The 14,800-nt window shown below is 35.1% G+C and carries 17 protein-coding genes and 2 tRNA genes; 15 read left to right on the top strand and 4 right to left on the bottom strand.

All coding sequences use genetic code 11. The features are described 5' to 3' along the window. Positions 1-101: 101 nt before the first annotated feature. From H4J39_RS11120 to H4J39_RS11110, 3 genes are all read left to right on the top strand, one after another. On the top strand, positions 102-533 hold the full coding sequence (locus H4J39_RS11120) for a CBS domain-containing protein (RefSeq protein WP_182228255.1): 432 nt from the start codon (positions 102-104) through the stop codon (positions 531-533). Positions 534-682: 149 nt separating this feature from the next. Continuing rightward, on the top strand, positions 683-1,162 hold the full coding sequence (locus tag H4J39_RS11115) for a methylated-DNA--[protein]-cysteine S-methyltransferase (protein ID WP_182228253.1): 480 nt from the start codon (positions 683-685) through the stop codon (positions 1,160-1,162). A 202-nt stretch (positions 1,163-1,364) separates the two neighbouring features. Further along, complete coding sequence (locus H4J39_RS11110; protein WP_220462178.1) at positions 1,365-1,712, top strand: hypothetical protein; 348 nt, start codon at positions 1,365-1,367, stop codon at positions 1,710-1,712. Between the two features lie 14 nt (positions 1,713-1,726). Here H4J39_RS11110 and trmB read toward each other — a convergent pair whose 3' ends face one another. Beyond that, a complete protein-coding gene (gene trmB / locus H4J39_RS11105) occupies positions 1,727-2,461 on the bottom strand; it encodes a tRNA (guanosine(46)-N7)-methyltransferase TrmB (protein ID WP_182228251.1) in 735 nt (244 codons plus the stop codon). A gap of 150 nt (positions 2,462-2,611) precedes the next feature. Continuing rightward, a complete protein-coding gene (locus tag H4J39_RS11100) occupies positions 2,612-2,950 on the bottom strand; it encodes a 50S ribosome-binding protein YggL (protein WP_182228249.1) in 339 nt (112 codons plus the stop codon). Positions 2,951-3,091: 141 nt separating this feature from the next. Between H4J39_RS11100 and mutY the strand changes: the two genes are divergently transcribed. The 4 genes from mutY to H4J39_RS11080 all read left to right on the top strand — a co-directional run bounded on the left by mutY (position 3,092) and on the right by H4J39_RS11080 (position 4,940). Beyond that, complete coding sequence (gene mutY, locus H4J39_RS11095; RefSeq protein WP_182228247.1) at positions 3,092-4,165, top strand: A/G-specific adenine glycosylase; 1,074 nt, start codon at positions 3,092-3,094, stop codon at positions 4,163-4,165. Between the two features lie 55 nt (positions 4,166-4,220). Continuing rightward, positions 4,221-4,493: an oxidative damage protection protein gene (locus H4J39_RS11090; protein ID WP_182177022.1), complete on the top strand. Its 273-nt coding sequence runs from the start codon at positions 4,221-4,223 to the stop codon at positions 4,491-4,493. Positions 4,494-4,681: 188 nt separating this feature from the next. Next, positions 4,682-4,757, top strand: a tRNA-Phe gene (locus H4J39_RS11085). 107 nt (positions 4,758-4,864) lie between these two features. Continuing rightward, positions 4,865-4,940 (top strand) — tRNA-Thr (locus H4J39_RS11080). Between the two features lie 444 nt (positions 4,941-5,384). Here H4J39_RS11080 and H4J39_RS11075 read toward each other — a convergent pair. Continuing rightward, positions 5,385-6,443, bottom strand: a complete 1,059-nt coding sequence (locus H4J39_RS11075; protein WP_182228245.1) for a hypothetical protein — start codon at positions 6,441-6,443, stop codon at positions 5,385-5,387. Positions 6,444-6,784: 341 nt separating this feature from the next. Here H4J39_RS11075 and H4J39_RS11070 point away from each other — a divergent pair, with 341 nt between their 5' ends. The 3 genes from H4J39_RS11070 to H4J39_RS11060 are packed head-to-tail and all read left to right on the top strand — an operon-like array spanning position 6,785 to position 9,364. Beyond that, on the top strand, positions 6,785-7,213 hold the full coding sequence (locus tag H4J39_RS11070) for a hypothetical protein (protein WP_182228243.1): 429 nt from the start codon (positions 6,785-6,787) through the stop codon (positions 7,211-7,213). A 23-nt stretch (positions 7,214-7,236) separates the two neighbouring features. Then, positions 7,237-7,749, top strand: a complete 513-nt coding sequence (locus H4J39_RS11065; protein WP_182228462.1) for a nuclease-related domain-containing protein — start codon at positions 7,237-7,239, stop codon at positions 7,747-7,749. Positions 7,750-7,765: 16 nt separating this feature from the next. Further along, a complete protein-coding gene (locus H4J39_RS11060; protein ID WP_182228241.1) occupies positions 7,766-9,364 on the top strand; it encodes a hypothetical protein in 1,599 nt (532 codons plus the stop codon). Positions 9,365-9,394: 30 nt separating this feature from the next. On the opposite strand, the gene H4J39_RS11055 is transcribed toward H4J39_RS11060, so the two are convergent. Then, a complete protein-coding gene (locus tag H4J39_RS11055; RefSeq protein ID WP_182228239.1) occupies positions 9,395-10,459 on the bottom strand; it encodes a site-specific integrase in 1,065 nt (354 codons plus the stop codon). Positions 10,460-10,631: 172 nt separating this feature from the next. On the opposite strand from H4J39_RS11055, the gene H4J39_RS11050 reads away from it, so the two are divergent. The 5 genes from H4J39_RS11050 to H4J39_RS11030 all read left to right on the top strand — a co-directional run bounded on the left by H4J39_RS11050 (position 10,632) and on the right by H4J39_RS11030 (position 14,800). Next, on the top strand, positions 10,632-10,823 hold the full coding sequence (locus H4J39_RS11050; RefSeq protein ID WP_182228237.1) for a hypothetical protein: 192 nt from the start codon (positions 10,632-10,634) through the stop codon (positions 10,821-10,823). Between the two features lie 317 nt (positions 10,824-11,140). Beyond that, on the top strand, positions 11,141-12,037 hold the full coding sequence (locus H4J39_RS11045; RefSeq protein WP_182228235.1) for a hypothetical protein: 897 nt from the start codon (positions 11,141-11,143) through the stop codon (positions 12,035-12,037). A gap of 96 nt (positions 12,038-12,133) precedes the next feature. Further along, positions 12,134-12,706, top strand: coding sequence for a hypothetical protein (locus H4J39_RS11040; protein WP_182228232.1), 573 nt, complete (start codon positions 12,134-12,136; stop codon positions 12,704-12,706). A gap of 142 nt (positions 12,707-12,848) precedes the next feature. Next, positions 12,849-13,310, top strand: a complete 462-nt coding sequence (locus H4J39_RS11035; RefSeq protein WP_182228231.1) for a hypothetical protein — start codon at positions 12,849-12,851, stop codon at positions 13,308-13,310. After that, positions 13,310-14,800 (top strand): DUF5906 domain-containing protein, encoded by a 1,491-nt coding sequence (locus H4J39_RS11030; protein ID WP_182228229.1) that lies wholly within the window; start codon positions 13,310-13,312, stop codon positions 14,798-14,800. The genes H4J39_RS11035 and H4J39_RS11030 overlap by 1 nt, the downstream gene beginning before the upstream one ends.

Here is a 14,800-nt window from a genome sequence, read left to right as displayed (position 1 = left end):
TAAATTATAAAACCTGTTATTTTAGTCAAAAGGTGATTGTTAACTAAGAAACTTTTGTTTATCTTGATGATGAGATAAAAATAAAATATGAGGATGAAATAATGAGCTTAAGCAAAGTCATGTCGACAAAATTAATTACACTCGAAATTGATGACGATTTAAGTAAAGCAAAAGCAATATTTGACCAACATAACATTCACCATATTTTAATAATCTGCGATAAACAGCTGGTTGGGGTAGTGACAGATAGAGATTTATACAAGCATTTAAGTCCAACCATTGGCACTAAAAACGAAACACCTCGTGACCATTCAATGTTACAAAAAAAACTGCACTTGATCATGAACCGCAACTTGATAACTGCCAAAAAAGAGACGAGTTTGAATGACGCTGTATTACTGTTTTATGACAACCGTATTTCATGTTTGCCCATTGTCGATGATAACATGCAGCCTATTGGAATTATTAGCTGGCGAGATATTTTAAAAGTTCTCGCTCTGCAGTACAGACTTAAGTTAGCGACGACTAAATAATTGCGGTGATAAATAGTAGAGTGGCTTATTTCACTTTAGCCAAGTAACAAATAAGGCCAATTGAGTGCGGTGCATTCACTTAAATAATCTTTCACACAGCTGTTTATCCTCACGATTTCTTATGAACACGCTTTAACAAAGGAATAATAATGTATTTTACGCTCACTTCCTCTCCTTATGGCGACATAGCTTTAACGGCTAATGAACAAGGTTTAACCGCTCTAGCTTTTCAAGAAGGCGCACTGCCCTTGATCATTAATGACAATTACACCGAAAGCCCCAGCCACTTCATCGAAGTATGCCAACAACTTAAAGAGTATTTTTTAAGTAAACGAACCACTTTTGATGTACCTCTTGCGCCACAAGGCACTCCTTTTCAACAAAAGGTATGGCAAGCATTACTTACGATTAAGCAAGGTGATACAAAAAGTTACTTATGGATAGCCAAAAAAATTAATAATGAAAAAGCCGTAAGAGCAGTAGGTGCGGCAAATGGCAAAAATCCTATCGCGTTAATTATACCTTGTCATCGCGTTATTGGTGCCAACGGAAAGTTAACCGGTTATGCCGGTGGTTTAGCCTTAAAAGCAAAATTGCTGATGCATGAAAAAGCACAATTTAATGTTTAATTTAGGCCATAAATAGTTGAAAAAGCAGCCTATTTAACGTTAACTCAAGTCAACGCTATAAAATAAGCTTTAGCCAAATTGAATTTGACTGATAAGATGCTTATACCAATTTCATAACGCCGTAGTTGGCGATTTTAACCGGTATAAATGATCACATAATGAGTGAGATTTGGTATTAATATTTTTAGAGAATAAATAAGTCATGAGTATAGATATTGTATTTTTTTTTGCCATAGCCGTTATATTGTGGATGGCGTGGTTATTAGTTAAAGCAAAACGCTTTACTAAATTTAAGCAACGAATCGAAGAAGAACTAAAACCGAAAGTCATCGCTGATATCTTAGCTGAATTAGAAGAAAGTAGAAGTGAGGTATTTCCAAATAACGAGGCTCATCAACAGGCGACTATTTATTATTGGTCACAGTATAAAGCACGTATTTTACAAGCCGCTTTACAGCGAGAGATTATTAGCACGCAATGGTTAAAAGATACTGGCAACTTACGTAATAGCCAGCATCTTTTTCACGTTGAACAAGAATACTTAAATTAGTTGTTCACTTTAGGTTAATCTTGGCGTTTAAATTGAATATCCCAAACGCCATGGCCTAAATTATTACCGCGGTTCTCAAATTTTGTTAATGGGCGAGAATCTGGGCGCGGTACAAAATCACCATCGGTCGCTAAATTTTTATAGCCCGGTGCTGAATTCATATCTTCTATCATACATTCCGCGTAATTTTCCCAGTCAGTAGCCATGTGAAAAACACCACCTACTTTAAGCTTTTGGCGAATAGTTTCTACAAACTCTAAAGAAACAATCCGACGTTTGTGGTGCTTCTTTTTATGCCACGGGTCAGGGAAAAATAATTGCACCGTCGTTAGCGAACTATTAGGAATACAATCAGCGAGCACTTCTATCGCGTCGTGTTCAAAAACCTTTAAATTATCAACGCCTTCTTCTTTTGCTAATGAAATACAAGCGCCAACGCCTGGACGATGTACTTCAACACCAACAAAGTTTAGCTCAGGGGCATTTTTTGCCATCTCAACTAAAGATTTCCCCATACCAAAACCGATTTCTAAAATAACAGGGTTACTGTTATTAAATAGCTGAGCAAAATCAATCATTGCGTCTGAATGGTTCAAGCCCATTGTTGCCCAAAACTGCTCTAAAGCACTCGCTTGTCCTTTTGTTAAGCGCCCTTCGCGCTTAACAAAACTACGCACTTTACGAATATATTTGCCTTCTTTCTCAGCTTGTTCAACGGTTTTGTGGCTATTTTCTGTTTTATCTGTCATACATTTCTTCAATATAATCCAAGTTTAATTCTAAATAAATGCGCTTTAAACAAAGCTGTGAAAGTTTCAGAGCCTGCGCTTATGCTACATAAATAATGGCACTAAAAAATGCTAACAGTGCCAAACAAAGCTCATTTATGAAAAATAAAGTTATTCAGCCCACCAAACATCGTAAAGCTCGCTAACAGCGACGGCTGTAGCGCCATTTTTGTTTAACCATGATTCAACAGTAGTACGATGTTCATCGGTACATTTACCAATATTTTGAGTACATACGATACCGTGCCATAACACGTCGCCTTCGCCGCCAAAACCTAAGCCGTTAGGTTGGATAACTTCATTGAAGAAGTCATTTAAAAACGTATCAACGGTATCATTATCAGTGCCGTCAGCTAATTTAAAAGCAACATCAAAACCTAATTCTTGATATTCATCAACACGTAATTTTTTACGTAAACGGCGGTTACGGTTTTTAGCATTTAATTTCATTTTAATTCCTTAAGACTTGGGGAGTAAATTTCGAGTAATAATCTCGATGTTTATATGGACGAGAGCATAATGGCATTATAAATTTTTGCAATAAAAAATGCACATTTATTCGTGTCCACTTATTAGGTAAACTAAGCGCCTATGACAAATAAAACTCAAATATCATCAAAATCAGCGCAGTATTTTGCCACGCAAACACTCGACTGGTACCAAGCCCAAGGTCGAAAACATTTACCTTGGCAGCAAAATAAAACCCCATACCGCGTATGGATCTCAGAAATAATGTTGCAACAAACCCAAGTGGCAACCGTTATTCCTTACTATCAACGTTTCATGGACAGTTTTCCAACCATTGCAGATTTGGCCAAAGCAGATGAAGACAACGTGTTACATCACTGGACAGGTTTAGGTTATTACGCTCGAGCACGTAACTTACATAAAACAGCAAAAATCATTCATCAACAATTCCAAGGGAATTTTCCCGAAGACATTGAGCAAGTGATTGCCCTACCCGGCATTGGCCGCTCGACCGCTGGTGCTATTTTAAGTTTGGCGCTCAACAAACATCACGCCATTCTAGACGGTAATGTAAAACGTGTGTTAGCACGTTGCTATATGGTTGAAGGCCATAATGGCCAAAGTAAGTATGAGAAAGCCTTGTGGCCTATTGCTGAAGCACTAACCCCCAAAGAAGGTGTTGCGCAGTTTAACCAAGCGATGATGGACTTAGGCTCACTGATTTGTACGCGCAGTAAACCTAAATGTGAACTTTGCCCATTAAATGAAGGTTGTTTAGCTTTTTCGTTGGGCGAACAAAGTAGCTATCCACAAAAGAAACCAAAGAAAACCATTCCTGAAAAACAAACGATCATGGTAATACCTCGTATTAACCATCAAGTTTTATTAGAAAAACGTCCACCGAGTGGAATATGGGGTGGCTTATGGTGCTTTTTAGAAGTTCAGCACGAAGATGAGATTGCCATTTTATTAGCAAAACTACACCTGAAACAAACTTCAGTGCAATCGTTAACAAAGTTTCGTCATACCTTTAGCCATTTTCATTTAGATATTGAGCCAATAGTGATTGACTGTGAACAATTACCTATAAAAGAAATCAACGAAAACAGCCAACAACAGTGGTACAATTTAGCCACAACAGCATCGGTTGGCTTAGCAGCATCAACACAAAAACTGATCACTTTATTAAAGCCATGATGTTTTCGAGTAGTATTTGTCGAAAATTTATAACCAAGAACAAGAGAAATAATTTATGAGCCGTATAGTATTTTGTCAAAACTTAAAAAAAGACGCTGAAGGATTAGGATTTCAACTTTACCCAGGAGAAGTGGGTAAACGTATTTTTGATAACATTAGTCAAGAAGCATTTAAAAACTGGCAACAAAAACAAACCATGATTATTAATGAGAAAAAAATGAACATGATGGAGCCAAATGACCGTGCTTTTTTAGAAACAGCCATGATCGCTTATCTTTTTGAAGGAAAAGAACCAGAAATTGAAGGCTACGTTCCACCTAAAAAGTAGTGACGGAACAACTTTTTTTATTGAATATTTTGATTAAATGACGATTTTACGCTGACTATTCCGACAATAAGCAGAAAAAACAAGCAAACAAACATTTATTTAAAAAAAAGGGTTGACGAACAAAACGAAAAACAGTTTAATACGCCCCGTCTTCAAGGCAAAGCCGAAAAGACAGCAGATTAGACACTGCCTCGATAGCTCAGTCGGTAGAGCAGAGGATTGAAAATCCTCGTGTCCCTGGTTCGATTCCGGGTCGAGGCACCATCTATTCAAACAATATTTGAATATTTGTTGCTTAGTTTTAAAAGAAACATTTATTCGGTGCCAAAGTATTATTCGTAACTAAATAATACTGCACACGTTCTTCGTGTGCCGACTTAGCTCAGTTGGTAGAGCAACTGACTTGTAATCAGTAGGTCGCCAGTTCGACTCCGGCAGTCGGCACCATTCCTTCGTAGGAAGCAATAAGCCCTAACCTCGGTTAGGGCTTTTTTGTATCTATCGATTGGTCGAATTCTATAGTAGATTCTATTAGCACCAATAAAACCACCTACCCCACCTATTCTGCACGCTATACGTGATTTAACCCTGTCATACAGATAAGTTAATAGGCACGAAAACCACGCCTTTTTGAATTACCCTGACTAGGGCACTAATTTTAATTAGGGTAAATCGGTTTGGTTTGATTAGTTTATCTATGGATATAATGTTTATTTGGTAATTTTAGCGAGTAAAAAAGGATTTAATCCGTTGGTTAGGGTAAATGGGTTATTGTATAGCCCACTAAAACTGCGGGTGTTATTTATTAGGGTAAGTTAATTGATGGTGTAAATATCCGAACTGGGTATTAACACCAGTGATAGCCGTTGGTGTTCATGTTAAAGCTTATCGTTATTTACCGTTACGGATTAGTTTCAGAGCCAGCCGTTGAACATCTTCAACTGGTAACTTGGATTCATCTGTCAATCGGCCATGAGCTATATCATTTCTAATACTAATTAACTTATCAAACAAAACTAAATCATCATCTTCTACATCTTTCCAAATAGTAAGAGCACACCATTTAAATTTAGCTTTAGGTGCATTAGCATCATCTTTTAATTTATTAAGAAAACCTCCCCCTTGACTTGATAACCTGTCAGGAGACTTAAACAAAACACTAACATCTGCATTATCAATCTTTGTGTATTGAGCATTTATAAATTGCTCTAAAAAGAAAAAATAAAATAGAAACTTTTTAAACCCATCTTTTTCAGCTAATGCTGCTGCTATATGGCGCTGAGATTTATCTTTAACCTTGCCATAAAGAGAGGTAGATTTAATCATTAATTTTTCAATATCATCAATACTTTGATGTTCTACTCTTGATAAAGTTACAGGGCCTATTGTTACCTTAATATTATGCACTGTGACATTTTCAGCAGTTAAACCAAACCGAGTGACATCTACTGGTTTTATTTTAAAACTACTAAATATTTCTGAAAAAATAGCTGATGTTGAAGACAATATATTAGGAAGTTCATTCTTTTCCCATTTAGTAACATCGTTAGTCTTATCATCAATAAAAGCATCATAAATGTAAATATCTCCATTTAATTCTGTTTTTCTATATTTTCCTTCAATTATTCGAGGTACAGATTCCTTAAAATAAATAACCAAAAATGGAGCCTGAGCTTTTTTTTGTTTTATGTAATCTTCAAGATCATCTTTAGAGTCACTAAACATACCACCAGTTAAGGCTATACAAGCTTCATCAATGCAATCTGAAAATATGGCTTTGCAGTTTAAACCAAAATCAAACGGCTTGGTTAAAAACCCGATTGAATCATCAGTAGTTAAATACGGGCCTTCGATAGAATATATACACAGTGCACCAAAGGTAGCTTCCAAAATATTTTCATTAGGGTATTTTTCAAACCCCATACTCACAATACCAGCTTCTGTTATCATTATTGTTCCTTGTTCATAAATTAATACCCATAATAAAGAATCTTAAATTATTGCTAAATAAGCTAAGATTCTTAACAATAAACAAACTTACAATTCAATGATATTGTTACATAAAAAATATCTGTCAGGAATATTATTTCGCCGCAGACAAAACAGATGGAATTTTTATAAATTACTTCCATTTATTAACGTAGTATCACTTTTTATTAATAAGTTTATTAAAACTACTGTCTGTTTCATCTGCTTGAATAATTTACTAAGTTAGTTGTTTATTAACTAAATTTTTAATACATTAATTCAACAACAATAATGGATCTGTAAAAAACTCAAGGAAGCGGTAAATGAAATGGATGTTGTTATGCTTATTCTTCATATCAGCTAATACATATGCAGCTGAACAGTTTACAGAAGCTGAATGTATATTACTCAAGCATCATATAACCGATTATAAACGTCGTTTAGGTGTTAACTCACCTCTTTACCAACAATCAAATACAAGCGCTAAAAACCATTGTAAAACGCCTATATCAACAGTTAAAAAAACCAGCCCAGTATTAACCACATCACTAGTTAAGAATGACTCTTCAATAACCACCAACAGCTCTGCATTATCATTAGTTGATACTAAAAATCCTAATAGCTCCATTGCTTTCAATCCGCTAGATATGATTATTAAAGTATTTTCATTCAGTTGGCCTATTTGGATAGTGTTGTTGCTGCTTACAATTTTAAGGTCACCTTCTGTTAAAGGTAAATTAGGTGAGCTCTAGTCAGTAAAGGTTTAAGAAAGAAACTGCCTAGTAATCAATACAGCATTATTAATGATGTTACTTTACCGCTAGATGATGGCGGCACAACACAAATAGATCACATTATTGTTTCACCATTTGGTGTTTTTGTTATTGAAACTAAAAATATGAAAGGTTGGATCTTTGGCAATGAAAAACAAGCAAAGTGGACGCAAACCATTTACCGCACTAAGCACTCTTTTCAAAATCCATTAAGACAAAACTACAAACATGCTCAAACACTAGCTCAACTATTAAACTTACCAGCAGAGCTATTTCATTCAGTAATAATTTTCACGAAAAATGCTGAGTTTAAAACCAATATGCCACTTAATGTAGGGCATTTGAAAGGTATGATAGCTTTCATCATGAGCTTTAAATCAAGCTTAATTAAACCTGAAGTTCAACTAGAGGTTGAAGAATGTATAAGCAATACTAGCTTAAAGCGTGGATTTAAAACCAATAAAAACCATGTTAATTACTTGAAATCAAAACATGGATATTCTAATAACAAATAAACGTGAATAATTAAAAATGTCATTTTCTACTAATGCTGAGAACATAAGACGCAGTCTTAAAAAATATACTAAAAACTCTATCATTCATGGAGAGATAAAACGATTATCAAAATCGACATCTGATGGATTTGAAGAAACAAAGAAGATGCCTTGGCTATCTTTTTTGTTAATAGAATGGCTCTACCAGGTCGAAGAAGCTAGTTATGCGATAGATGCTACTGATAAAGATCTCTATAACATTTTAAATAGTATGTATAAATTGCAAGACGAAGCATCAAACTTTAAAGATGATGTAAACCTTCATTTGGCATTAAGGCGCATGCTTCTTGGGCAATTGTGGTGTCAATTAAATCCGTTGTACCATCAATTCACCTTAATTCGCCTTTACAGTTTGATGATCATTGATGGTAAGACACCATATTTTCAAAAAACCTTTAAAAAAATAACCGGTATTGAATTATTTGATTTTTTTCAAGTTTCTCTTTGGCTAAGTTTTGCATCAGTACAGCAAAAAGGAATTATTAAATATGATCAAATACTGAAAGAATTTTATCCTAAATATTCTACACATTACCTTGCTACTATACTGAAGTTAGTATCCGGTGGACCAGCTAAACTGACTAAAGTAATGAATGCGGTAAAGTTACCTAAAATATCTAACGAACGTTACTTTGCTACCCCCACGTTATTAGACGTCCCATTTTTTAAATTTGAGGATAGACTCGGCTCCTTGCATAATTCAGTATCTTGTAAAGGGTTAGCTGAATTCGTCTTAAATCTATTTAAAAGCAATGATCATGAAAAATTTAGACAGCACTTTTCACGTCATTTTGAAGCATATGTCGGCACAATTATTGATGAATCAAAACTAACTTACATCAATGAAAGAGATATTGAAGCAATATATAAAGCTAATGGCTTAAAAGGTAAGGTTATCGATTTTTTACTTACAGATATAGATTCAAGTATTTTTATTGATGCAAAAGCGATAGAACCACCGTTAAAGTTAATGGTATCTGATAACCCTACAATAATTAGGCAAAGGCTCAAGGGGAGTTTCACGAAAGGTATTGAACAGTCCTTTGAATGCGCACAATTATTAATGAACTGTAAAGAAATTCAATTAAGCAAACAGGAAGATAGGTTCGTTATCGTTGTAACACATCAGGATTTTTACCTTTCAAGCGGGGCTTCATTAAAAGAGCATATTTCCAATGATTTTTTCTCTGATTTAATAGTTAAATATGGTGATCATATTCCTATTGAAAATGTTCACTTTTGTTCTATTGAAGATTTTGAAGGAATAATGATGATGTGCTCAGATCATAGTATTGAATTACCAGAGTTTTTAAGATTCTGTAGTGTTCAAGACTCTATAGCACAAACAAGAAAATTTGATATTCGACAACATTTGCAAAGTTTTATGACTGAAAAGGGAATAGTTAAAAACTCCCCTATAGGTACTGATTATTTATTGAAAAGAAAAGACGAGTTGTTTGGAGCACTAGAAGAAACATTAAAATCAAACGGTAAGTACTGGAAAGTAAATGGTATTAATGCAATCCCTGAGTACCTTGAAAAGTTTTCTGAACTTAAAGAGTTGGTGCGTTTATAGGACAGATAATCACCTGCCCTATCATATTAACTAATCATTAAACCGATCAATCACTGCTTTCATTTTCTCAGCCACCTGATTCTTCTCAAGATGCGCATAGCGCATGGTGGTTGCGATATTTGAATGCCCTAAAATATGTGCTGTTTCCTGAACCGTCATACCATTTTGTACTAATCGACTAGCACACGTATGACGAAAATCATGTACTCGAAAATCTTCTATACCAGCATTTAGAATTGCTCTACGAATAGCGATAGTAGAATGCTTACGTGGATTATTACCGCTTTTATCAGTGAAAACCCATTTGTGATGTACCTTCTTATCATTTCTAGATTTCAACACCTGATACACGCGATTTGACATGTATAACACCGCTTCATTATTTGTTTTTGAACGTTTTAAAAGAATAGTTTTCTCTTTCAGATCAACTTGCTGCCATGTTAACTCAGCTATCTCACTGTAACGTGCGCCTATATCTAATAACATGATCACTAAGTCCCAATTATCTTGACGTTGCTTCATCAATTCTGGTTTATCGGTGAATGGTGTTAGTTTTTTATAATATTTGGTGTTATCTGGTACTAACTCCGCTAATAAACGAATTTCTTCATCACGACTTAATGAACGTATACGCTGGTTTTGTACCTTAATTTTAGGAAACTTAATTATTGGTACTTGGTAATCCAAACGATCCATATATTCAACACAACCACGTAGCTGAATAATTCCATGTTCGATTGTTTGTGCTGCCCTTCCTTCTTGTCGACGTGTAAGAACATAATGCTCAACATCAGAAGTAGATAATTCATGTAGTGGTTTGTCATCAAAATACAGCTTTACACCACGAACTTTATTAGCAATATCATCGTAGCTCTTTAATGCTATTTTAGATGTTAGAAACGTGTCTAACGCGCTATACAAGTTAATTGAATCCTTAGTACCAAGTAACTTTTTGTCTAGTATTTCTTGATGATATTGACGCTCTACTTGTTGTGCTTTGGCTTTGTTTTTTGATTGTGATGATTTCTGATACGTTTTACCGTCAACCATGAAGCGTACTTGAAATATACCCGATTTTTGTTTAATTAATGTCATTACTTTATTCCTGAATTATCCGTTGTTATGACATTACTATCCCTCCGTTGCTCGGCTACTGACAACAGCTAATACAAGGAATTACTTACCCAATATTTAGTGAATATTCGTTGTCTAAATAACCAATCGGTTTGATGCTTACCCTAGTTAAAACAAACAACACAGGTAACTTATGAATCCAACAATATTAAGAAATGCAGATGCTACAGTTCGTGGTTATATTCATTATTTAGGTGATCACAGAACTGAAATTAGAAACGCTAACGGTCAAACGCTTGGATGGTATAGCCCATCATCTAATATCACGTATTACATCAATGGCTATATGGTAGGTTTTGGTAACTTACTAGCAAGTCTGGTTTAACTCATTTATCTATAGATAGTTATGTTGTCGCTAACGCTCCAACAAGTGACGATAGTTGTACCAACTACCACCACTGCCTTTTATAAAGGAAGGCATACCCGACATACTCGAGTAAATACGGATTTATCTTTAAACTACTTCCATTAAAAAAGTAAATAATAAAAAAATATATAGTCGAGTATGTTGGGCGATTAAATTTATATTGGTAGATTTAAGTAAGTCATTGGATAAATAAAATAATTATCAAGTCAGTTATATTAGAAATTAACAGAATTTGTTAAACTCTTGCCTAATAATACCGAAAATAAGAAACATACTTGAATAAATTAAGAACAGGGGAAACATTGTATTCCATCGAAAATATCATTAATGGGACAACGTCTTTTGAGAAAATCAAACAAGCATTAATCACTTCTAATCAAGCCCACTTTAGCCAGCTCATTGATGAAGCTTTATTAATAATCTTTGGCAATAACAACGTGGATATTGAAATAATTGAAGCATTACATCGAGGTCTAGAAGAAGTTTCTATATACGGTGTTTACAATGATTCAAGAATGAACGATGAGTATTATCACATTGATCAAATATTATTTACACAAACTAATAACAAACTTAGCAAGCTAATTCACCAAGATTTACCAGCAATAGATAGCCCTTACCTAGCTTTGTACTCAATAAACTTATCAATAACTGTACTAAATGATCATGTTCAACAATCATTATATATATATAAAGAAGCAATAGAGGCATTGTCTATTGCACGATATTCATCAGCCTATTTAGATTTATGTGATTCATTGTATGTGGAAATACACCGAGATCGCCTTAAAAAAGAATACAACATTAAAAAAAGCCAGAGACTTAAGGCAATTAAAAAAGCTAAAGATGAACGTGTTATGCGCGACAAATACGCAAAAAAAGTTTATCAAATAGCTGAAAAAGTTTGGCAAATAGAGCCTTATGTTCCCATTGGCATCCTTGCAGATGAAATTAATCAACAAATGTTTGTGAATAGCGATGCATATAGCAGGGGCTACTTAAAAATGGAAAGTAGTAAACTTATAAAGGCATTCAAAACTTATCCTAATACACCATCAACTGCAGTTATAACAGGACCGCCATCTAAACTAAGAAAACAAAATAAACATTTGGGGAAATCATTTATTGATTTTGTTCCTGAACTAGTCAAATTCAATCTAGTAAGTCTCTGAGCTGCCCAACCACCATTCGGTAGTCACAATATTTAAAGTCATATAAATCCTTAATATACGTGTTGTCAAAACAACATTATCAAAAGGAGATAAATCATGACGACACAAACTAACACTACACCTGTTCCAACCTTAACATCTAACCAAACAGTGGGTAACGTTTTTGAACACCCTTCAGATGTTTACAATATTATGAAAAAACATGGCGATGAACTTTGGCAACTTACTCCTGTTCAATACCATGAACCTTATTGGTTAAGTGCTAACTCTGAAACCAAAAAGTTGAAATTTGACTTATCTGCTGCTCCTATTTGTTTTTCAATGGAGTTTTGGGAGTGGATACAACTGGTACTTAAACCGCAGTTAGAAGGTGAGTTTGAAGGGTTGCGATTAATCGATTCCTACTCTAGAACCCCCATTGAATATCAAATACACAACCTAGAATCACCTTCATTACAAATCATTGTTTTATGCTACGAAACCGATGCAGAAAACGAAGTAATAGAAGAGACGCACGATTTAGAAATTAGTATCCATTGGCATAAGGATATGACCAACACAGATAATGCCATTTTAATTGAAAATCTATTATCTGAAATGTGCAACGATGATTTTACTATCGCAGAACTCAACCACTACTTAGCACTAATCGGTAATCCTGACGAATAGTGTTATTCACTAAATAATTTAACTAAATGAGCGCAATTACTCTGACATTGAGTAAGGGGTAATTGCATCAAAAACCGCCAATAATGGCATGAACTAAGGCTTAATCAGGTGGTTAAGCCTTTACAAACAAAAGGTAAATATCATGAACATAACTAAAAAAGCAATCGTAGAAGCAATCGAAGCTGGCATTAACCCACAACCTGAGCAACAAGTAGCAAATGTTGCAGTTGAGTCGGCTAACGACGATAAACCGCTAACATTAGAGCAGGTTAAAGAAAGAATGACTGAATTTAACGATGCGGAACGTCCCGCTGGTATTCGAAACGTACAACTTTCAGAGGCTATATCTAGAAATGGCAATCCATTCATTAAAATACAGTGGCAGAGTATGTACCTTGATATACAAACGCCTGAATGGCGCGATAAAAAAGGCGTAATATTTGATGGTCAAGGTAAGTTAGTGTTCGAATACCTTTCTGAGTTTGGAATTGACGAAAATGAAACTTATATCGTTAGAAGTAAGAAAGTAAAAGGTGCTGATGGTCGAGAGTATAGCCAGTGGGTAAGCTTGTGTCATATATCAGCATTTGACGAGGCTGCATAATGTCCCTGATAACGAAGCACACTAGGGGCAAGCTACAAAACTTGGAAACAGGTGATACTGATTCTTTGATATTAGCTAAGCGTGAATGCATGAAGTTAGGATTGCCTTGGCAATCAGCGTTAGATTGTATTCCAAAAGCAACCTATGATTCGTTATCTCCCGCTCAGCTAGAAATAGCTGAGTCGGGGCTTGAATCTAGCGTAATATCCCCAGAACTAAACAGCGACAATCCCGTTTCAATGAACATTGCCGCAAGCTATTTACTATCAAATTTTAAATTAAGTGAGGTAAACGGCCAATTAACACTATATTCGGTAACATCCGAAAAAGATAAAACATTACTACCACTATATGAACGCGATAACGATAAATTACTTGTACGTGAAATATCTACACGTTGGTTAAAAGAGGCTGGAGTACCGTTACCACCTAGAAAAGCTAATGAGCTAGTTAAATATTGGTTTAATCATACTGAACTCATTGAAGTACCGAACATCATGGGGTTACTTGGTGATGATCATTGGTGTTTGCATCGAAGCAATTACTTCCCTGACCCAACAGTAGAATATCCAACATGGAAAAAAATACTTACCAGAATGAATGATCCTGAAGCATTTTCTTCTTGGCACTATGGGGTTTACACCGGTGATTATAAAGGTCGTCAAATGATGTGGTGGCAAGGAATTCACGGTGAAGATGGCAAGTCAACCGTTGCCAAAGTTATAGGTCAGAAACTGTATGGCCCTGCTCACAATGCCATATCAAATGCGTCGATTAGTTCAAATGAAAAACGTTTCCTTAATAGTTTTTTCGAACATGCTGCATTAGTTATATACCCTGATGCCAGTAACCGTAAATGCTTAGCAAGTGAAGAATTTAAAACTCTAGCTTCTGCTGGTTCAGATCCTGTGCTTATTGAAAGAAAAGGTAAACCAGCTTATACCGCATATTTAAATGCAAGGATGTGGATTTGCTCTAATTTTGCACCCGAAGTAACCAACGATAATTTTATGACTAGCCGTTTGCTATACATCAGTATTAGTCCACTGGTAGATGAGGCTCCTGATCCTTCTATATCAGAACGATTAATAGCTGAATTATCTGGCTTCTTAGCGTATGCCAAAGAATGTTATGAAAAACGTTGCCCTGATAACTACCGTATACGGACAGATACGGATAATGCAGTGAAAGAACTAGCTGATAATTTTTACGAAGATTATGACATTATTTTTGGTAAGTATTGGCAACAAACCGATAAACAATCTGAAGTTGAAGCATCAGTACTTAAAAACACTTTGTTTAACGAAGGTATTAAAACTAATGTGCAATATAGTAAATTCGTAGAATGGTTAGTGAAATACAAGGGTGTAAAAAAACAAAAACGTTCAAGTGAAGGAGGTCGTATATTTTACACTGGTATCAAACCTATCATAGAACGAAAGTTATCTTTAGCAGAAGTCATCGCAATAACCGATAAGCAAGGGCAATAA

It is taken from the genome of Colwellia sp. Bg11-12, assembly GCF_014076955.1.
Taxonomy (GTDB): domain Bacteria; phylum Pseudomonadota; class Gammaproteobacteria; order Enterobacterales; family Alteromonadaceae; genus Colwellia_A.
Note: the sequence above shows the minus strand (reverse complement) of the source record. Positions and strands in the feature narration are given on the sequence as shown.